Consider the following 19967-nt stretch of genomic DNA (forward strand, 5'->3'; position numbering starts at 1 on the left):
TGGCGTGGTTGTCGGCTTCGGTCATGTTCTCCTCCATCAGCAACGGTGCTGGGTCAGCCAGATCACTTTGCAATGGTAGGTCGCAGCCGAAGAATGCGCTAATAAAACGCTATCAATTGCTGATGGCGCGGGTTGTTTGCCGGCAACCTGTCCCATCACCCAATCAGGCTTTGGAAAACTCACCATCGATGAGACGCCAGAGGCCGCGCGGATTGTCATGTTGCAACGCTTCCGGCAGCAGATCGTCCGGGAAGCCCTGGTAGCACACCGGGCGCAAGAAACGCTCGATCGCGCTCATGCCGACCAAAGTGAAGCGGCTGTCGGACGTCGCGGGAAACGGACCGCCGTGAATCGATGCATAGGACACCTCTTACGGGGCAGCCCGCTGCCAGCGCGGATGCGGTATCGCCGCCCGCGACCGAATACGAAATCGGAAAATTGCTGGCACCGGAGATCGCGATCGGACCGAGTGCGACTTTCTGCATCCGATGATCCATGCGCGCGCGGTTGGCGCAAACGGCGGCTCGATCTCGAGATTCGTCGCAGGATTGAGCGCCTTCATGGTGCCGGCGGTCGCGGATAGCTCCTGTGCGCCAATCAGCAAATTCCCATGCAGTTTCATTCGTTATCCTTTTAATTCACGCAGCAAGTGCGGCCACCAGTTCGGCCGTCGTCAGGATTTCATTGGCGAAAGTCGGGCCGTTCAGATCGTGGGCGGCGCGCATCATTTCCCGGGTGAACGCGGCCGTAGCGTCTCGCACGAGCGTCACGTGATAGCCCAGTTCCATGGCGAAGCGGCTGGTGGATTCGATACAGGTATTCGCCAGCAGGCCGACGACGATCACGTGCGTGATGCGTTGCTGTTTCAGCTGGAAGTCGAGATCGGTGTTGGCGAACCCGCTTTGGCCCCAGTGCTCGTGAACGACGATGTCGCCTTCCTGCGGCACGAAGTCCGGATGCCATTCACCTCCCCATGTCCCCTTTGCGAAAGTGTGACGTTGCTGTACGAGGCGTTGAGTGGGATTGGGGTGATCCCAGTTGTCGTAATCACCCGGTTGCCAGCGGCGATGCGGTACGTAGAAGACCTGAATGTCGGCTTTGCGCGCGGTGTCGACCGTAGCGCACAGATTGTCGAGCAGCCGGACGTCTGCGGCGACGTCGCGGAGCATGGGAAATAGCTTGCCGCCGTCGGAAAGAAAGTCGTTGTACGGATCGACCAGCAGCAGTGCAGTGCGCTCGGTGTCATATACAGGGTTGGGCATTTCAGTACTCCAGTCGGAAAACAGGGACGGGCATGACCACGCTGCGCAGTCGGTGCCGGATCGTTCTTGTCGGACAATTTGCAAGGTCTCACGCATCGCAGCGGGTAAGCGAAGAATATAACTATGATATTCATATCGGAAAGCCTGATGTAGAGATTTCGACGCTTTCCGGGAGCGTTGACCGTTATGAAGAGCCGGCGCATCGTTGCGCTCTTCGGCACAGTTCCAGATGGGGTGTCGTTTATCTGGCAATGAGGAAGGGAGCAATCTTCAGTGATGTAGTGGTCAGCAACCGATATCCACGTAAAAATATCTTCAAATGGAGAAAAATATTGATGGTTTGCTACAAATTTAGTATCTTCGTATGGAGATAAATGGCAGAATGACTGCCGCATTTGTCGGGATTCGCGGGGGTCCCGGGTTGCATCGTCTTTTATAACGACGCTGCAACCGCACCGCGCTGCAGGAGGCTCCTCCGCGAATCCACTCATTGCTCGAACATGAACTGCTAACCGGTTGCGAGGCGGAGGAAGTACACGGAATGATGTGTTTGCTGATCAATTTGCCAGGTCCGATGGAACTGTCATTGGCGCGCTATGGCATCGTCGTATCGAGGGACGCATGATGTCGCGGACCACGGCGGTTGCGGCGCTGGCTTCGCTGTTGCTAGGCGCATGCGTGGCGGTTCCTGAAACCCCTCCGCACGTTGTGCAGTCCCGCGCGAGTCAACTCGGTCTGGCCACGCAGGGCGCGGCGATCGATGCGCGTTGGTGGGAGTCGTTTGGCGATCCTCAACTCGGTCGACTGATCGACGAAGGGATGAAGAGCAATCCTAACCTTGAGGCCGCGCTGGCGAGGGTGCGTGCGGCTGATGCAGCCGTCGACGTTCAGCGGGCTGGGGAACTGCCCCAGATATCGGCGGACGGACAGGTCTTCGATCAGCGCTTTAGCGGCAGGTACCTGATCCCGCCACCCTACGCGGGCACCACGCAATGGACGCCGACGCTTCAGTCCAGCCTCGACTGGGATCTCGATCTGTTCGGCCGGCAGCGGGCGATCGTGGCGATGGCCCGTTCAGATGCCGAAGCGGTGGGTCTGGATGAAACCGAAGCACGCCTGATCATTTCTACGAGCATCGCGCAAACCTATATCGGGCTGGCGAAAGCGCAGCAACTGATTCAGGTGACCCATGGGTTCGTGCACACCCGCGAGGAAGCCCTGGCATTGACGCGCAGCAAGGCCAGATATGCGTTGGCGAGCGAATTCGACGAGCGCACAGCCGAAACGTTGCTCGCGGAGGCGCAGCAGGCGGAACTGCGCGCGACCGAGCAGCGCGATCTGTCGATTCACGCGCTCGCCGCATTAGTCGGGCGGGGCGCCGATTTCTATCCCACGATCAGCGCGCCGACCCTCGTGCTGGATCAAAGCCCGCAGGTTCCTGATACCTTGCCCGCCGATCTGCTGGGCCGCAGACCGGATCTGTTGGCCGGCCAGGCGCGCATCGATGCGGCGGTATCCGGCGAGAAGGTGGCGCGGACCGATTTCTTGCCGAATGTCGATCTGCGGGCACTCGCAGGACTGGCGTCAATCGGTTTCGGCAACTTCCTGAGTGCGGGAGCCGGCACCTATGGCGGTGGTGTCGCCATTCACGTGCCGATTTTCGAGGGAGGCCGGCTGCGCGCGCAATATCGTCATGTCAGCGCGGATCTCGACCTCGCCGTGGCGAACTACAACGACGCGGTTTATCGGGCCATCCACGAATCGGCCGATGCCTTGACCCGTGTCCGCTCGAACGATTCCGACCTGGCCCAGCAGGAGCGCATCGTGGCGGGGCTGCGCGACACCGTGCGGCTGGATGCCGTGCGCACGTCGACGGGGCTCGGCTCGAAACTGGACGCCATCGACAGTGGTTTTCGCCTGCTCGAAGCCGAGCAGGAGCGGGTCAATCTGCAGGCGGAAGGCTTGACCCGGCGCGTACAACTGATCGCCGCGCTGGGCGGCGGATTCATCTCTAACCCTACGACTGCGACGAGTTCTTCGTCGGGCAAATCACTGTGACTGAAAAAACGCTGACGGTCGGCACGGCCGGACCGAACCTCGTACCCGAGCTCAAACACCCCGGTGAGCGCACCGCGCCGCAGACCCGCCGGCGCCTCTTCATGGCGCTGGGACTCTTTGCGGTCCTCGCAGCGCTGGCCTATCTCGTCACGCGCTGGCTGGCGCCGCCGTCCGAGGAGACCGACGATGCCTACGTGGGCGGCAATATCGTGGCCGTCACCGCGCGCGAAGCCGGTACGGTCCTCGCGCTCCACGCCGATAACACCCAGCGCGTGCTGCGCGGACAGCCCTTGATCGAGCTCGACCCGGCGATCGCCAACGTGCAGCTCGATGCAGCCGAGGCGGCACTTGGACGGGAGGTGCGTGCGGTGCGCGTCAATGCCGCCCAGGTCGACGCATCGGGCGCGGAAATCGCCCAGGCCGCGGCAGACCTGTCCAAGGCGCAAAACGATTACACCCGCCGCAAGGCCGCTGCGGCGGCAGGCGCGATATCGGGTGAAGACCTGAGCCATGCGGCCGACGCGGTGACGACGAGCCGCGCCGCGCTGGATCTGGCGCGGGCGCGTCAGGCACAGGCCACCAGCACGATAGCCGGGACGACGATCGAAACCAACCCGCAGGTGCTGGGCGCGATCGCGGAAGTCCGGCGCGCCGCGATTGACGCGAGCTATATGCAGATCGTGGCGCCGTTGTCCGGCGTGGTTGCGCAACGAACCGTGCAGCTCGGTCAAAAGGTCGCGGCGGGGACGCCCTTGATGGCGGTGGTGCCGCTCGACAGCGTCTGGGTCGACGCAAATTTTCGTGAAACCCAGCTCGCCGATCTTCGGGTAGGGCAGCCTGCCACGATCACGTCCGATGTATATGGCGGAAAGGTCGTGTTCCATGGTCATGTGGCAGGTCTCGGCGCCGGCAGCGGCAATGCGTTCTCTCTGTTGCCGCCGCAGAATGCAACGGGAAACTGGATCAAGATCGTTCAACGGGTGCCGGTGAGAATTGCACTGGATCCCGCCGAGCTGGAAAAGACGCCGCTGAGAGTCGGTGTTTCGGTGGACGTCGAGGTCGAAACCGCAGATCGCTCGGGCCCGTTTGTGGCGAACAGTGCGCCGCCGGCCGGTGGCGAAGTGGCGAGTCTCGACGGCGGCCCGCAACTGGAGGATCGCATCCGCAAGATCATCGCTGAGAACGCGGGGCGTAACCCATGAGTGCGGGCGCGCGTACCGGCGGCCTTGCACCGCTAGCGGGCATCGTCCTGAGCCTGACGGCCGTCGCGCTTGCGCTCGGCAGTTTCATGCAGGTTCTCGACTCGACCATCGCGAATGTGTCGTTGGCGACGATCGCCGGGAATCTCGGCGTGAGCACCGATAGCGGTACCTGGGTGATCACTTCGTTCGCTGTCGCCAATGGCGTCACGGTGCCGCTGACCGGCTGGCTGATGGGGCGCTTCGGCGTGGTGCGGACGTTTACCGCAGCGGTACTCGCGTTCACGGTTGCATCGTTCCTGTGCGGAATCGCCTGGAGTCTGCCGTCGCTGATCGTGTTCCGCATCTTGCAGGGAGCCGTATCGGGCCCGATGGTGCCAGGCAGCCAGGCGTTGCTGATTGCGATTTTTCCGCCAAACAAACGCTCCACGGCGCTTGGCATCTGGTCGATGACGGCCATGTCCGCGCCGGTTCTCGGTCCGGTGGTAGGCGGCTACATCTCCGACAATTTTCACTGGGGATGGATCTTTCTGATCAACGTGCCGGTGGGCTTGCTGTCCGGTCTCGTGACATGGAAATTCCTGGCGAAGCGCGAGACGCCGACGCGCAAGCTGCCCATCGACAAAGTGGGGTTAGGGTTGCTCGCATTCTGGGTGTTCAGTCTGCAGACGCTCTTCGATCTGGGCAAGGACCGTGACTGGTTCAACAGCACACTAATTGTCGTCCTCGCCATCTGTGCTTTCTTTGGTTTTGTGGCCTGGGTGATCTGGGAACTCACTGAAAGCAAACCTGCCGTGGACCTGACGTTGTTCAGGCGGCGTAATTTCTGTTTCGGTGTCCTTGCGACTTGCCTCGGCTACGCATTGATGTTTTCCAACAACGTCCTGCTGCCACTGTGGCTGCAACAGCAGATGGGCTACACCGCGACGTGGGCCGGGTGCGTTGCGGCGCCGAGCGGCCTGGTGGCGGTGTTGATGACCACGCCGGTCGGGCGGCTGAAGGTGGATCCGCGCTGGATGGCAACCGGCTCCTTCGTCGCGTACGCGGTGGGCTTTTTCCTGCGTTCCCGCTACACGCCGGATGCCAGTTTCTGGACGCTCGCCGCGCCTCTGTTTCTGCAAGGCTTCGCCTTGAGCATGTTCTTTGTGCCGCTTCTGAATATCCTGCTCGACGGTATACCGCCTGAGCGCGTGCCGTCGGCGACCGGGATTTCCAACTTTGCCCGCATTACATCAGGGGGCTTTGCTGCATCGCTCATCACGACGTTCTGGGACCGGCGCGAGGCGTTGCATCAGAGCAGACTGGTCGAATCGAGCAGCAGCTTCTCGCCGATCTATCGTCAGGCCACCGAACAGTTGCAGGCGCAGGGCCTGAATCCTTTGCAGGCCGCGGGCGCCGTCATGCGACAGACTGTCAATCAGGCTTACATGCTGTCGTCGCTGGATATTTTCTACGCCTCCGGCTGGCTGGCGATGGCGATGGTGCTGGTGGTCTGGTTCACCCGCAAGCCTGCGCCGGCGAAGCATATCGCGGCCGCGGATTGATCAAGAGAACGAACCGTGCGCGCGCTGATGGACGCACGGTTCAATCGCTGTCTTCGCGCCTGCCTGTCTCGACCACCCGTTCCATGGAGTCATGGAGCTTGGTCAAAAGACGGATCAACTGCTCTGCCTCCTGCTTTTTGAAGTCGGCCAGAATCTCGTTCCAGCTGTCGACCATGATGGGCACGCGTTCAGCATGCTTGGCCTCGCCGGATTTCGTGATCACGAGACGGACCACGCGCCGGTCAGGCGAACTCAGGTCACGCTTGACGTAACCGATCTGCTCGAGACTATCGATCAGCCGGGTCGTGGCGCCCGTCGCGATGCCCATCGAGCGGGCCAGTTCTCCGGCGGTCGTGCCGGTGCCGTCGCGGATGAGCTTTAAAGCGGTCCACTGGACCACCGTCAACTGGTCGTCATCGAAAAGCGAGTCGACGCGCGTGACCAGCAATCTGTGAATGCGGCGCAAAAGCCGGCTGGGGGAGTGTTCGCCGGTCAGATCTTCAGTTGTCAGTATTGCCATATCGGGATTCCAGATTGCCTGCTATTGAAGATACTTTAACAGAAGGAATCCCGCATAAATTGTCTTCAGACGATGAGATGGCGGACTTTGCGGCGTCAGGCGTTGCGGCTAGGGCGTGAGTGAAGACGTGCGCTTCTTGCGGCAAGAATCGCGGGCATGGCGGCAAGCGAATCGATCAGTCCATTGCATTCGAGCGCCGCAGGTCCATCCGGCCCGGCATAGCCATAGCTCACGATGAATACCGGCAGACCGGCTGCCCGTGCGGCAGCCACGTCGACTGGCGAGTCACCGACCAATACGCTGTTTTCATGCGCCACGTCGAGCAACTGGCACGCGTGCCACAGCGGCTCGGGAGCGGGCTTCATGCTGGCGATGGAGTCGCCGGCCACCAGCACATCGAGGTAGCGGGCGAGCCCGGTGGTGAACAGGAGCCGCGCGGCCAGTTCGTGCGGTTTGTTGGTAACGCAGGCGAGCCGATATCCGAGCCGCTGCAGCTCGCCAAGACCGGCGCTCACATCGGGGAAGACGCAGCCGAGGCGCCCATTGGTCTGTGCATAGTGACGATGGAACACGTTCTGCGCATGGTCAGCGTCGATGCGTCGATCCAGCCCGGACGCTTCCAGCGAGCGTCGAACGAGGTTGGGGACGCCCTTGCCGATAAAGCCGCAGACGGTCGCGAACGGTAGCCGCGCCGTGCCGAACTCGTCGAAGGTCCGGCCGACCGCTTCGACGATGTCCGGTGCGGTGTCGACCATCGTGCCGTCCAGATCGACCAGCACGGCACGGGGACGACTGCGCGTCACGGGGGAATGCCGCTGCATGCTTACGCCACCCCGGTCACAGCGTGGCGATGCCACCGCTGCAAGGTGGCCAGATCGACCCAGCCCACCGGTTCATGCATCGCAGTGCCAGGCAACGGCACATCTGGCTCGCCCAGATGTGGCAGGACGGCCAACGCCCCGTCGAAATCATCTTGCGAGGTATACGCGGTCGGCGTCACGAGCGTCGGAACACCGGCTGCGCGGGCGGCGCGCAGTCCATTCGCCGAGTCTTCGAAGGCAATGCAGTCCCGGCCTTGCAGCCCGAGTTGTCGCAGCACGTCGAGATACACGTCGGGCGACGGTTTCTTCAGGCGGCTGGTGCTGGCATCGCCAATGGCGGCAAAGTGGCTACGCCAGGCGGCTCCGAGCGGCGCATGCAACAACGCGTCGAGGTTCGCGGGCGTGGTGGTCGTGGCAATCGCCACGGGAAGGGCGGCGGCCTCGGCTTGCGCGAGCAGACGTGCAATACCTGGCCGCAGGGGCAGGCCACTGCCGCGCAGATGCGCAGCATAGTGACGGGTCTTGATTGCGTGTACAGTGTCGATCATTTCGCTTACGCGCTTACCGTCTGCTTCTTCCGGATCGGCGATATGCCAGTAATACAGCAGACGCTCCTTACCGCCCGCTATCTTGAGAAGCCGCGTGTAGAGCGCCTCGTCCCAGAACCAGTCGAGGCCGGCTTCGGCGAAGGCGGCGTTGAAGGCCTGCAGATGGACGTTCTCGGTATCGGCGAGCGTGCCGTCGACATCGAAAATCAAGGCTTGCATGGTCGAGTCGTCTCCAGGAGGCATGCAGCCACGATAGCGGAGCGGGTGACCGGTTTGAATTCAGAAATTCTTTGGACTCCGATAAGAGGTCCTTTGGTGTGTTGCGATGCGTACGCACCGCACGGGTTCGGCAACGCAGACGAGACACGCTAACGGTTGGCCAGAGGGTCGGTCACGAAGCCGATCTTCGTCAGACCGCCGGCCTGCGCCGCCGACATCACGTCGGCGACACGCTCATAGGGCACCTTTCGGTCCGCCCGTAAATGCAGTTCGGGTTGCGGTTGCGCGTGAGCGGCCTCGGCAATCCTCGCGCGCAAGACGTCATCGGCAATGGGGTGGCCGTCCCACAGGATCGAACCGTCCGCCTGCACGGCGACGTCCAGATGCGCGGGTTCGACGCGGTCGGGCAGGCTGCTCGCTCGCGGCAGATCGATCTTCACCGCATGCTGCATGGCCGGAATGGTGACGAGAAAGATGATTAGCAGAACTAGCATGACGTCGACGAGCGGCGTCATGTTGATTTCGTTCATCAGGCCGCTTTCGTCGTCGTCGGAGAACGGGGTCATTGCCATTTGAGCGCTCCATCGTGTGTGCTGTCATTGGCTTCGGCATTAGGGCTTCCATGGGGGCCGCCATGAATGCCGGTGACGCCGCGCGGCCCGAGGCGCGCGCCAGAGCCGGTACTCGACGGCAATTGCGACCCGGTCACGAAATATGCGTGCAATGCATGCGCGAAACGCTTGAGCCGGGTCACGGTCGACTTGTTGGCGCGCGTCAAGCCGTTGTATCCCAGCACCGCTGGTATCGCCACAAAGAGCCCGAAGGCCGTCATGATGAGCGACTCGCCGACGGGTCCGGCAACATGATCGATCGAGGTCTGCCCGGTCTCGCCGATCAGGATCAGCGCGTGATAAATGCCCCAGACGGTCCCGAACAGCCCCACGAACGGCGCCGTGCTGCCGATCGACGCCAGCAGCGCAAGGCCGCTTTGCATACTGGCGATGGCGTCGTCCATCGTGTCCTGCAGGCGGCGCGTGATCCAGTCGGAGACGTCGATGCGGTCGTGCAGATGCGGCTGGGTTTGCTGATGATGAGCTGCGGCTTCGGCGCCGGCGAGCGCGAGCGCCAGAAACGGATTGTCGCGGCGTGCCGGGCCCGCGGTGTGCGCGCCGAGGCTCACCAGGCCATCCTCGAGACAGTCCGCGCGCCAGAATTGGGCTTCGGCCTCGCGGGTCACGCGCCTGATACGCAGGATGGTCCATAGCTTGAAGAGGATCACCGTCCACGACAGGACCGACATGGTCAGTAGCACACTCAGAATGCAGTGCGTGACGATATCGCCGTTTTGCCAGACGTTCGCGAGGCCGTAATGTTGCATGGTCGTTTCCTTTGACGCGGTACAACGAGGTGACCGGTTATTCGGTCAAGCCGAAGACGAACGATTGCGAATACGCGGCCCGTACCGCTTCGCCGTTTTCCCGGTACGGTTGACAGACTCCGGCGTGAATGGCGGCAAGCGCGGCCTCGTCGAGCCGGGCATAGCCGCTGCTCTTTTGCAGTTGCGCGGTTTCGATCTGGCCGCCCAGACCGACGACGAAGCGGACGATCGCGGTGCCGCTTTCATTGCGGCGCTTCGACATGTCGGGATAGTCCGGCCTGGGGATGTCGCAGTCGACGTGCGATACGGTTTTGGGGGCGCCCGTTGCGGACGGCGCGTGCGCGGTGGCGCTCACGGCAGGAGGGCGCGCCGGCGCTGCGGGCGCTGGCGCTACGGCACTGGGTGCAGCGGCAGGCTCAGGCACGGGCGCAGTGTCTCTGGGCGACGCTAGCGCCGGCACACCCGGCACCGGCACCGGCACCGGCACCGGCACGGGCACGGGCACGGGCACGGGCACGGGCACCGGCACCGGCACGGGCACGGGCACCGGCACCGGCACCGGCACCGGCACTACAGCGCTGCGCGGCGGCCTGGAACGGGGCTGAGACTGCGGTTTGCTCCGCACCGGTGGCGGCAAGGTTTGCGGCGTTGCCGCTGCGGCGGGCGCAGCGCTCACCGCGGGCACGACCGGCGCGATGGCTGGCACAGGTGCTGGCACAACCACTGGCGGCTCGTTTTGCAACAACCGCGCGACGATGGTCCGCGCTTCGACAGGCCGCTCCAGCGTCCTGTCGCGGGTCGCTAATGCCCACACGAGCAAACCCGCATGCGCGGCGATCACGACGCCCAGCACCACGACGATCCGCCGGCGCCGTGCTGCGTCGATCGTGGAATCTCCAGCCGTCGCCATGGCAAGCTCCAGCATGACGGTCCAGGCCTCGCATTGGCCACCTCCGCGGTTATTTTCCGCCCGTGGCGCGCGTTTTAGAACCGCTGTCGACTCCGCCGCGTCAATTCGGGAAAATCTCCCGCCCGATGTCCGTTGTCAAACCGTCCCCCAATGGACTACTTTGCTTGGATGACGCGAGTTTTCGCGGCACAGCGATTTCACTATGGAGTTCAACCATGCTGGAGACACGGTTTCGTTTCACGACACCCATGCGGTCCCGCGCTTTCGCTGTCATCCCCACAGTGACTACCTCAGTTGCCAGCTCAGTTAGCACGTCAGTCGCCACCACCGTCACCACGCTCGCCGCCACCGCGCTCGCGCTCGCTGCGAGCCCGGTCTGGGCCGCCGCGCCAACGGCCTACGTGACGAGCGAGAAGGCCGGCGTCGGCGTGATCGATCTGGACCAGATGTCCCTGACGAAGACGTTCGCGGACGGCGCGGACGGCCCGCGTGGCCTGAGTCTGAACAAGGACGGCAGCCGCCTGCTGGTGGCCAACAAGAATACCGGCGATATGTCCGTGATCGACACGGCTTCGGGTGAAGTCGTGCAGCGTGTGAAGATTGGCAAGAACCCCGAGTTCGTGCGCGTCCACAACGGCTACGCATACGTGACTTACGAGCCGGGCGAGGACGGCGGGCCGCCCGCGGCGAGCGGGGCCAACGCAGGCAATGGCAAACCGGGCGCTGACGACGATGACGCCAACAAGCCGCCCGCCGAAATCGCGATTGTCGATATGAAGACGTGGCAGGTGATCCGTTCGGTCACGAGCGGCCATGAAACCGAAGGCATCGAATTTTCGCACGACGGCAAGCTGATGCTCGTCACCAACGAGGGCGACGATACGATCTCGGTCTATCAGGCCCGCACGGGCACGCCGGTCAGAACCGTGAAGCTCGCGGCGGGCGGGCGGCCGCGCGGCATCCGCCTGTCGCCGGACGGCAAGGTGTATATCGTCACGCTCGAATCGCTCAGCAAGTTCGTGGCGGTCGATGCGCACACGTTCGAAATCCTCAAGACCGTCGACACGAAGCTCGGTCCGTACGGCGTCGCGTTCGGGCCGGGTGGCAAGCGGCTTTTCGTCGCCGCGGCGCGCGACAAGACGGTGCAGGTGTTCGACGGGCACAGCTACGAGCATATCGCCGACGTGCCGGTCGGACAGCGTTGCTGGCACTTCAGCTTCACGCCGGACGGCACGAAGCTGCTGGTGGCATGCGGGCGCTCGGATGCGGTCTTCGTGCTCGACGCGCAGAGCTATCAGCCGCTCAAGCAGATCGGTGAACTGCCGCTCGCGTGGGGCATCGTCACCTATCCACCGAGCGACGGCTCGATCGAATCGCCCTAGTCCCAGGCGTAGCGCAGGCCCACGTAGAAACCTCGCGGCGCACCCGGTCCGACGAACTGTTCGTTGGTCGGGTTCGTGCCGTCGAAGGTATGGTTCGGTCCATTGAAGAAGTTCTCGCCGAGTACACCGAAGCTTTCGTACTGCTTGTTGAGTAGATTCGAAATGGTCGCGAAGACCTGCAACTGCTTCGTCACCTGGAATGAGCTGTCCAGATCGATCAGGAAATAGCCGGAAATCTTGCCGTTGACATCCTGGTTGTTCTCGTCGCCCTGTGCATAGATGCCGCCGCGCCAGGTCAGGTTGGTGCCGATGTTCCACTTCGAAAACGGCGTGTAGTCGAGCCGCAGTTTGACGGTGGTCGCGGGGATGCCGGGGATATGGTCGCCCGGTTTGACGGTGATGTTGCCGTTGGCGTCGGCGCTCGAATTGCTAGAACTGCTCTCGGTCCAGGTCGAGCGGTAAGTGGCGTCGACGTAGCTGTAGCTCGCGGTCACCCCCACCGGGCCGAGCTGGCTATGCCCGGCCAGTTCGACACCCTGACGGCGGGTCTGGCCGACGTTCTGGAAATAGCCCTGGGTGCTCGTCGCACTGCTGATGAACTCGATATCGTTGTCGAGGTTCGTGCTGTAGGCCGCGGCGCTCCACGTGGTGGCGTTGCCGAGGTGCCCGCGTGCACCGATTTCGAAGGTCTTCGAGATCACCGGTTGCAGCGCCGGGTCCGCGACGAAATCGTTCGGCAGCGAGCAGGGCGCGGCCGGATCGGCGCAGGTCAGCTCGATCGCGGTCGGGGTGCGCATGCCTTCGTTATACGTCGCGTAGGCCGTAAAGTTTTTGGTCGGATTCCAGTTGATGCCCACAGCCGGATTGAAGCGCGAAAAGGTATCGTGACCGTCGAGTTCCGGTTGCTGGCCGCTTTCGTCGCCGATATCCGCCACGGCCCAGTTGTAGCGGCCCGACACCGTCAACGACCACTGTTTGGTGATCGCCAGGGTGTCGGTGAAATACACGCCATAGTTGCCGTCGTGGGTACGGGCATTGGTCTGCTGCGAGAATCCGCCTTCGCCGATCGTCGCCCGTGTGGGCGTGAAAAGCGCGTCCTGCTCGGATTCCGTGTAGTGCGAGTTGGCGAGGTCGGCGGCCACGCCCGCGACGAACTGGTTTTGCATGCCGCCAAACTGGCCGAGTAACGTCAGTTGCAGGCTGGCGCCGTAGCTGTCGGTCGAAACGGTCGATTTCGCGTTGGTGGCCTGGAGCGTATCGACGCTGCCATCCGGATTCAGCGACCCAAAATCCGTATTGTTGTTGCTGCTGATGTTGGTGTTGAGGAACTGCCGGTAGTAGACGTTGCCGCTCAGTTCGACATGGTCGTTGAAGAAGTGATCGCCGGACAGCGTCGCGTAACCGACGCTGTTTTCGTTCTGGTCGGGGAAGGTATAGGGTTGCTTCGGATTGCTGAGGAACGAGCGTGGAATGGTTTGTGTGCCTTGCAGGTCGTTGTCCGCGCCGCCTGCGGAGAAGGACACCGTGGTATCGGCGTCGGTGTAGCGTAGCTTGCCGAACGCCTGGCGGATCCGGCTCGGATTGCGCTCGGCCCAGCCGTCGTCGTTCTGGGCGTCGGCGGTGAAGTAGTAGTCCAGATTCTGGCCAACCGTGCCGCCCTGTTCGATCTGGGCCGTCTTGCGCCCCCATGAGCCGGCCGTCACCTCGGCTTCGCCGCCGGGATCGGTCTTGCCGTTCTTCGTCGTAATCGCAATCGCGCCGCCGAGCGTGTTGAGGCCATAGGTCGGATTGGAACCCGGAATCAGCTGGATCGTGTCGATCGCCTGCTGCGGAAACAGATCCCAGTTGACGACGTCGCCGAACGGTTCGTTCACGCGCACACCGTCGACGAACACGGACAGGCCCTGCGGCGTGCCGAGCAGCGGCGAAGCAGTAAAGCCGCGATAGTTGATGTTGATCTGATAGGGGTTGCCCTGGGCATCGGAGATATCGACGCTCGGCAGATTCTTTGCGAAGTAATCGACCAGCGTGCTGCGGTGTTGCTGTTCGATGTCTTGCGCGCGCACCGTCTGTACGTTGGCCGGCACCTGCGACAACGGCGTGCCGATGCCGAGCAGCGGCGTGGTGCCGACTATGACGATCGGCGCGAGCTGCACGGCGGGGGCGTCCGGGCTCGTGCTGGCCGCCGCGGGGGACGATGCTGCCACGGTAGGCGCAGCGGTTTCGGCCTGCGCCCATGCCGTGACGGAAAGGCTCGCGAGCGCGCCGCTAAAGCAGAGCGTGAGGCCGGCACGCCGACGGAAACGGGGTAAATCCGGCAAGCGGGGGGTACGACCTGTGCGGCGGGTGCAGGAAAGCACGTTCATGGTTTTGTCTCCGGCCGGATTGACGCTATCTTCGATCACGCAGCCGCGGTTCGGCGTGCGTAGCGTTTTCTTTCTGTGTGTAAAGCTTCGCATACGCGGCCGCGCGAAGCACGGGAGCTTTTCCCGATCTCGCGGGGAATCGTTCCCAAACGCGCCGCAATAAATCGCCGTGTGCGAACGGCCTGAGTAGAATGCAAACGTGATGGATGCAAAGGCAATGGCAAGCGTCATGGCAAGCGACCTCTCGAACCCTTCTTCAGCGCGACCCGTTGCACCACATTCGACGGTGCGGCGCGACCTCGCGTGGGTGCTCGCGCTGACGGTGCTCGCCGCCGTGCTGAGCGTGCGCTTCGATTTCAGCGAGCATGCCTATCACTGGACGCGCGGCCTCGAGCGCTTCCAGCTCGACGAATTGCCGGGCACGCTATGCGTGCTCTCCATCTGCCTCACTTGGTTCGCATGGCGCCGCTATCGCGAGACACGCCGCGAGCTGAGCCGCCGCTGCGTGCTGGAGGAACAGGCCGAACGCCTGCTCGCCGACAACCGGCGCCTCGCGAATCAGGCGTTGCAGGCGCAGGAAATCGAGCGTCGCCACCTGGCGCGCGAACTGCACGATGAACTAGGCCAATACCTGAACGCCATCTCGCTCGACGCCGCGCGCATCCGCGATCTGTCCAGCGAACGCGAACCGGAGGTGCATCGCGTCTCGCTCGGTCTGATGCAGAGTGCGAGCCACGTCTATCGGCAGATCGGCGGCATGATCCGGCGCCTGCGTCCCATCGGGCTCGATGAATTCGGACTGCCGAGCGCGCTCGAGCATTGCGTCGACAGCTGGCGCGAGCGGCTGCCGGAGGCATCGTTTTCACTGACCATCGACGGGGATTTCGCGAATCTGAGCGACGCGCTGACCATCACGCTTTACCGGCTCGTGCAGGAAGGGCTGACCAATGTCTCGAAGTTCGCCCGCGCCTCGCGGGTCGAGGTCTTCATGGTGCGTGCCCCGCGCGAGGCGCAAGAGCGCCAGGATCGCCAGGACGGCCGGCTCATCGACGAAATCGTCGTCACCATGGCCGACGACGGCCCCGGCGCCGATCTGGAAAAGCCGCGCGGCGGACTGGGCCTGATCGGCATGCGCGAGCGCGTCGAGGCGCTCGGCGGCGAGTTTCACGTGGCGAGCAAACCAGAAGGCGGTTTTCTGTTTTGCGCGCGGGTGCCGGCTCACGCAGGACTGGCTGAACCCGTGAACTGAAGCCCGAGGCGGTTCGCCATCTGGGCGAGTTGCACGCCGTTGTCGGCGCCGAATTTCTGCCGGATCACGGACTGATGATTGGCCACGGTCTTCTGGCTGAGTCCCAGTTTCTCGGCGATGCTCGGCAGCGTATAACCCTGCACCAGCAGACGCAGCACCTCGAATTCGCGCGCCGACAGTTGCCGTCCGGGCGGTCCATCGCTGAACGTGTTGCGTAGCGCCAGCGCCTGCGAAATATCGGGACTCAGATAACCCGCACGCCGCGCGATGGTGCGCACCGCTTCCACCAGCACGTCGGGTGCGCTGGCTTTCGTGACATAGCCGAGCGCGCCGGCATCGAGAGCGCGGCGCACGAAAATCGCATCTTCGTGCACGCTGAAGATCAGCACGCGCGCATCGGGCTCACGCGCGAGCATACGCCGCATCGCTTCGATGCCGCTCGCACCCGGCAACGAGACGTCCATCACCACCACGTCCGGCCGCAGCGTGCAAAAACGTTGATAGGCCTGCGCGGCATCGGCCGCCTCGCCGCAGACATGCACGTCGGCGTTCAGTTCAAGCAGGCGCCGGTAGCCTTCCCGCACCACCGCATGGTCGTCGACGAGCAGTACGCAGATGTCTCCCGCTGCCATGGTCAGCCTCCTGTGCGGCCGTGATGGTGGCCGCTCGATGCATCGCTTGTTTCGTCATCCGTCATACCTGCTGGCTTGCCGCGCGCCGCTGCAGACGCAAGCCGCTTCGAGTTGGCGTCGTTGCGAAACAGGATCGGCTGCTCATGCGGCAGCTCGGTAGCGGCCGCGTGCCGTGCCAGATTCACCACGCTCACGACGGTCTCGTGCGATGGCGATTTGTCGCAGACCGGGTCGGCATTGGCTGGGTCGCCCGTCAGCATATAAGCCTGGCAGCGACAGCCGCCGAGGTCATGTTCCTTTTCGTCGCAACTGCGGCAAGGCTCCTTCATCCAGGCGAGGCCGCGAAAGCGGTTGAACGCGTCGCTCTCGTACCAGATCTCGCGCAAGGAGGTGTCTTTCACGTTCGGCAGCACCAGACCCGGCAGGCTGCGCGCGGCATGACAGGGCAGGGCCGCGCCGTCCGGGGCGACGCCGAGAAACACCGCGCCCCAGCCGTTCATGCAGCGCTTCGGGCGCCGTTCAAAGTAGTCCGGCACGACGAAGAAAATCTTGCAACGAGCGCCATGCGTGCGGCGGTATCGTTCGACCACCGCTTCAGCTTCTTCGAGTTGTTCGCGCGTGGGCATCAGTTGCGCTTCGTTCTGATGCGCCCAGCCGTAGTACTGCGTGTTGGCGAGTTCCAGGTACTCGGCGCCCATTGCCAGCGCCATTTCGATGATCTTGTCGACGTGCGGTAGGTTGTAGCGATGCAGCACGCAGTTCAACACCATCGGGAAGCCGTGCTGTTTGATCGAAGCGGCCACGCGTCGTTTCAGATCGAAGGTGCGGGTGCTGCTGAGAAAGTCGTTCAACTGTTGGGTCGAATCCTGAAACGACAACTGGATATGGTCGAGGCCGGCAGCTTTCAGGTCGGCGAGACGCTTGTCGGTGAGGCCTACGCCCGAGGTGATCAGATTCGTATAGAAACCGAGCTTGCGAGCCTCGCCGACCAGCACTTCCAGATCGTCGCGCACGAGCGGTTCGCCGCCTGAAAACCCGAGTTGCGCGGCGCCGAGTGCGCGGGCCTCACGCAGCACGTTGAGCCACTGGTCCGTCGTGAGTTCACGGCTGTGGTCGGTGTAGTCGATCGGGTTGTAGCAGAACGCGCAGTGCAGCGGACAGCGGTAAGTCAGTTCTGCCAGGAACCAGAGCGGCAGCGCGATCCCGTCCGGTGCCGCTTGAGCTTGCGCTTGTACTTGCGCCGCCGCGGCAGGTTGCGAAAGATCCGTCATGGCGCTACTCCAGCCAGCCGCGCGACTGCGCGTCGGCAACGAACGCCCGCACTTCGGGACCGAGCCCGATGGTGTTGAAGGCCTGCTCCAGGTCGGCAATCAGTGCGTTCATGTCGCGTGTGCCGTCGCAACGCTTGAGAATTTCCCCGGCACTCTGATTGAGCTTCACCATCCCTTCGGGATAGAGCAGCACGTGAGCATTCTGGGCGGGCTCCCACTGCAGGCGAAACAGCTTGCTGATCGTCGGACAATCGGCGGTGGGCGTGGCGCCGCCGGCGCGTGGCAGATCGTTCATTGCGGGAAGGCCTTTTCGATCGAATCGAGCATGGTCCACAGGATGTCGAGCTTGAATTGCAGAATCTCCAGCGCGCGTTCCTGCTGTTCGCGCCGCGTGAAATGGTTGAGCGTGACTTCGAGGCCGTGCTGCACGTCGCGCTGCGCAAGCGTAATGCGCGAGCGGAAATAGGCAAGGCCGGCAGATTCGATCCACGGATAGTGCTCGGGCCAGCTCGCGAGCCGGTCGCGATGCACCTGCGGTGCGAACATTTCGGTGAGCGAAGAGCAGACCGATTCCTGCCACGGCGCGCGGCGCGCGAAATTCACGTAGGCGTCGACCGCGAAACGCACGCCGGGCGTCACCTGCTTCAACGACCACAAGTCGTCACGCGACAAACCGACGGCGTCGCCAAGGCGCGCCCATGTTTCGATGCCGCCGTCCTCGTCGCCATAGCCGTCATGGTCGAGAATGCGCAGCACCCAGCGGCGGCGCGTTTCGCGATCCGGGCAGTTCGACAGCACGGCTGCATCCTTCAACGGAATATTGATCTGGTAGTAGAAGCGATTGGCGACCCAGCCGCGAATCTGCTCGCGCGAGCAGCCGCCGCTATTCATCTTCACGTTGAAGGGATGATGAATGTGGTACGCCGTGCCCCTCGCGCGCAGGCGTGCTTCGAACTCCTCACGGGTCCAGGCGGACCGGCCGTCACCGCCGCCCGTCTGTGCATCTTGCAGCGACGCCGTGCCCGAGATGTCTTTTGCGTTCATGCCCTCTCCGTTTTACGCTTTATCAGTGCGCTTCAGACTGCAGCCTTACGCTACAGCTCAAACGTCATGCCGTCGTACGCCACCTCGATCCCGTGCTCGGTCAGGATGCGGCGCTCCGGACCATCCTCGACGAGAATCGGATTGGTGTTGTTGATGTGAATCAGCACCTTGCGGACGTGGCGTGCCTCGATGGAGTCCAGCACGGCGATCATGCCGCCCGGGCCGGATTGTTCAAGATGACCCATATCGGCAGCGGTTTTCTTCGAAAGTCCGAGACGGATCATTTCGTCGCCGGTCCACACCGTGCCGTCGACCAGCAGCAGATCCGCCGCGTGCATCGCGGCAAGCACGTGCGGCTCGATCTCGCCGAGTCCCGGCGCGTAGAACACGCGCTTGCCGGTCTGCAGGTTCGTGAAGACCAGTCCGATGTTGTCGCCACGCTCGGGCGCATGCCGATGTGGCGAGTAGGGGGGCGCCTTGCTGGACAGCGGCAGCGCCTCGATCTGCACGCCGTTAAGCGCGGCCACGACGAGCGGCGCGCCGTCGAGCGCGATCCGGCGATGCTCCACGCCGCAGTAGTGCGAGAGGATCGGCGCGACCGGAAAACCGCTGCACAGGTCCTGCCAAACCGCATCGGTTGCATAGAGCGGCAACGGCGTGTCGCGTTCGCGCAGCATCAAGAGACCGGTGACGTGGTCGATCTGCGCGTCCATCACCAGCACCGCGGCAATCCCGCTATCGCGCACGCGGCGGGCCGGCTGCAGTTCGGGGTGGGCGGCGATCTGCGCCAGCAGATCGGGTGACGCATTGACGAGCAGCCAGTCCTCGCCGTTCGCACTCACCGCGATCGACGACTGCGTGCGACGCGTCGCCTTCAACGTACCGCGCCGCACGCCGTCGCAATTGCGGCAATTGCAATTCCATTGCGGGAAGCCGCCGCCCGCCGAGGAGCCGAGTACCTTGATCTTCATGTGGCGCGCCCCGTCATGGCAACATCCTCGCGAGCAGATTGTCGCGATCGATCCATTGATGCTTGAGCGCGCCCGCGACGTGCAGTGCGATCAGGACGATCAGCGCATAGGCGATTGCCGTGTGCAGGCCGAAGAAGAGTTTGCGCAAGCCTGCATCGTCCCATCCCCATTGCGGCAGCGGCAATCCCCAGAAGCGTGTTCCAAAGCGGTTGAACGACGAACCGAGATACCCGCACAGCGGCATCGCGACCATTGCGACATATAAAAGGCCCTGCGTAGTGCGCGCGGCGGCGCGTTGCCACGCTCGCATCGGCGGCAAGGGTGGCCGGTGGAGGGCCACACGCGCCATGATGCGCAGAAGCACCAGCAGGAAAACCGTCAGTCCGACTGACTTGTGAAGGTTGAGCAGCGTCGCCTTGAGCGGCAAACCCTTTGGCAGCCCGACCATATACAGTCCGAGTGCGAGCAGGCCGATGATGCCAAGCGCAATCAGCCAATGCAGCGCGATCATCGAGCCGGGATAGCGCGAAACGGCTGCGCCGGCGCCCGGCTGGGCGGGGGGAGAATGCGCCATCGTCATCCCTGTCTCCTTC

19 protein-coding genes and 1 pseudogene are annotated in these 19967 nt (G+C 63.3%); 5 read left to right on the forward strand and 15 right to left on the reverse strand.

All coding sequences use genetic code 11. From position 1 onward, the window contains the following. Positions 1 to 163 precede the first annotated feature (163 nt). Both P3T43_RS01315 and P3T43_RS01320 read right to left on the reverse strand, forming a co-directional pair. Positions 164 to 370 (reverse strand): annotated as a pseudogene (locus P3T43_RS01315) (aldehyde dehydrogenase (NADP(+))); the annotation flags it as partial. A 268-nt stretch (positions 371 to 638) separates the two neighbouring features. Continuing rightward, complete coding sequence (locus tag P3T43_RS01320) at positions 639 to 1262, reverse strand: isochorismatase family cysteine hydrolase (protein ID WP_429279212.1); 624 nt, start codon at positions 1260 to 1262, stop codon at positions 639 to 641. A 621-nt stretch (positions 1263 to 1883) separates the two neighbouring features. On the opposite strand from P3T43_RS01320, the gene P3T43_RS01325 reads away from it, so the two are divergent. The 3 genes from P3T43_RS01325 to P3T43_RS01335 are packed head-to-tail and all read left to right on the forward strand — an operon-like array spanning position 1884 to position 6063. Beyond that, positions 1884 to 3320 (forward strand): efflux transporter outer membrane subunit, encoded by a 1437-nt coding sequence (locus tag P3T43_RS01325; protein ID WP_429279213.1) that lies wholly within the window; start codon positions 1884 to 1886, stop codon positions 3318 to 3320. Continuing rightward, positions 3317 to 4522, forward strand: coding sequence for an efflux RND transporter periplasmic adaptor subunit (locus P3T43_RS01330; protein WP_429279214.1), 1206 nt, complete (start codon positions 3317 to 3319; stop codon positions 4520 to 4522). The genes P3T43_RS01325 and P3T43_RS01330 overlap by 4 nt, the downstream gene beginning before the upstream one ends. Further along, complete coding sequence (locus P3T43_RS01335) at positions 4519 to 6063, forward strand: DHA2 family efflux MFS transporter permease subunit (RefSeq protein WP_429279215.1); 1545 nt, start codon at positions 4519 to 4521, stop codon at positions 6061 to 6063. The genes P3T43_RS01330 and P3T43_RS01335 overlap by 4 nt, the downstream gene beginning before the upstream one ends. 40 nt (positions 6064 to 6103) lie before the next feature. On the opposite strand, the gene P3T43_RS01340 is transcribed toward P3T43_RS01335, so the two are convergent. From P3T43_RS01340 to P3T43_RS01365, 6 genes are all read right to left on the reverse strand, one after another. Next, positions 6104 to 6583, reverse strand: a complete 480-nt coding sequence (locus P3T43_RS01340; RefSeq protein ID WP_429279216.1) for a MarR family winged helix-turn-helix transcriptional regulator — start codon at positions 6581 to 6583, stop codon at positions 6104 to 6106. 95 nt (positions 6584 to 6678) lie between these two features. Beyond that, on the reverse strand, positions 6679 to 7404 hold the full coding sequence (gene gph, locus P3T43_RS01345) for a phosphoglycolate phosphatase (protein WP_429279217.1): 726 nt from the start codon (positions 7402 to 7404) through the stop codon (positions 6679 to 6681). 2 nt (positions 7405 to 7406) lie between these two features. Further along, positions 7407 to 8171 (reverse strand): HAD-IA family hydrolase, encoded by a 765-nt coding sequence (locus tag P3T43_RS01350; RefSeq protein ID WP_429279218.1) that lies wholly within the window; start codon positions 8169 to 8171, stop codon positions 7407 to 7409. Between the two features lie 149 nt (positions 8172 to 8320). Then, on the reverse strand, positions 8321 to 8743 hold the full coding sequence (locus P3T43_RS01355; RefSeq protein WP_429279219.1) for an ExbD/TolR family protein: 423 nt from the start codon (positions 8741 to 8743) through the stop codon (positions 8321 to 8323). Continuing rightward, positions 8734 to 9549: a MotA/TolQ/ExbB proton channel family protein gene (locus tag P3T43_RS01360; RefSeq protein ID WP_429279220.1), complete on the reverse strand. Its 816-nt coding sequence runs from the start codon at positions 9547 to 9549 to the stop codon at positions 8734 to 8736. The genes P3T43_RS01355 and P3T43_RS01360 overlap by 10 nt, the downstream gene beginning before the upstream one ends. A 37-nt stretch (positions 9550 to 9586) precedes the next feature. Next, positions 9587 to 10459, reverse strand: a complete 873-nt coding sequence (locus tag P3T43_RS01365; RefSeq protein WP_429279221.1) for an energy transducer TonB — start codon at positions 10457 to 10459, stop codon at positions 9587 to 9589. A gap of 215 nt (positions 10460 to 10674) precedes the next feature. On the opposite strand from P3T43_RS01365, the gene P3T43_RS01370 reads away from it, so the two are divergent. Beyond that, positions 10675 to 11841: a beta-propeller fold lactonase family protein gene (locus P3T43_RS01370; RefSeq protein WP_429279222.1), complete on the forward strand. Its 1167-nt coding sequence runs from the start codon at positions 10675 to 10677 to the stop codon at positions 11839 to 11841. Here P3T43_RS01370 and P3T43_RS01375 read toward each other — a convergent pair. Further along, complete coding sequence (locus P3T43_RS01375; RefSeq protein ID WP_429279223.1) at positions 11838 to 14207, reverse strand: TonB-dependent receptor; 2370 nt, start codon at positions 14205 to 14207, stop codon at positions 11838 to 11840. The genes P3T43_RS01370 and P3T43_RS01375 overlap by 4 nt on opposite strands. Positions 14208 to 14436: 229 nt before the next feature. On the opposite strand from P3T43_RS01375, the gene P3T43_RS01380 reads away from it, so the two are divergent. After that, on the forward strand, positions 14437 to 15456 hold the full coding sequence (locus tag P3T43_RS01380) for a histidine kinase (protein ID WP_429279224.1): 1020 nt from the start codon (positions 14437 to 14439) through the stop codon (positions 15454 to 15456). Here P3T43_RS01380 and P3T43_RS01385 read toward each other — a convergent pair. Genes P3T43_RS01385 through P3T43_RS01410 form a run of 6 tightly spaced genes read right to left on the reverse strand, consistent with a single transcriptional unit; the run spans position 15426 to position 19954 of the window. Continuing rightward, positions 15426 to 16088: a response regulator gene (locus P3T43_RS01385; RefSeq protein ID WP_429279225.1), complete on the reverse strand. Its 663-nt coding sequence runs from the start codon at positions 16086 to 16088 to the stop codon at positions 15426 to 15428. The genes P3T43_RS01380 and P3T43_RS01385 overlap by 31 nt on opposite strands. Positions 16089 to 16090: 2 nt before the next feature. Beyond that, a complete protein-coding gene (gene pqqE / locus P3T43_RS01390; protein ID WP_429279226.1) occupies positions 16091 to 17359 on the reverse strand; it encodes a pyrroloquinoline quinone biosynthesis protein PqqE in 1269 nt (422 codons plus the stop codon). Between the two features lie 4 nt (positions 17360 to 17363). Then, positions 17364 to 17654, reverse strand: coding sequence for a pyrroloquinoline quinone biosynthesis peptide chaperone PqqD (gene pqqD, locus P3T43_RS01395; protein ID WP_429279227.1), 291 nt, complete (start codon positions 17652 to 17654; stop codon positions 17364 to 17366). Continuing rightward, the gene (gene pqqC / locus P3T43_RS01400; RefSeq protein WP_429279228.1) at positions 17651 to 18403 is read right to left on the reverse strand and encodes a pyrroloquinoline-quinone synthase PqqC; all 753 of its coding nucleotides are present in this window, start codon (positions 18401 to 18403) and stop codon (positions 17651 to 17653) included. The genes pqqD and pqqC overlap by 4 nt, the downstream gene beginning before the upstream one ends. 50 nt (positions 18404 to 18453) lie before the next feature. Beyond that, positions 18454 to 19374: a pyrroloquinoline quinone biosynthesis protein PqqB gene (pqqB, locus tag P3T43_RS01405; protein WP_429279229.1), complete on the reverse strand. Its 921-nt coding sequence runs from the start codon at positions 19372 to 19374 to the stop codon at positions 18454 to 18456. A 13-nt stretch (positions 19375 to 19387) separates the two neighbouring features. Further along, positions 19388 to 19954 (reverse strand): cytochrome b, encoded by a 567-nt coding sequence (locus tag P3T43_RS01410; protein WP_429279230.1) that lies wholly within the window; start codon positions 19952 to 19954, stop codon positions 19388 to 19390. Positions 19955 to 19967: the final 13 nt, after the last annotated feature.

It is taken from the genome of Paraburkholderia sp. GAS41, assembly GCF_050436545.1.
In the GTDB taxonomy this organism is placed as follows: domain Bacteria; phylum Pseudomonadota; class Gammaproteobacteria; order Burkholderiales; family Burkholderiaceae; genus Paraburkholderia.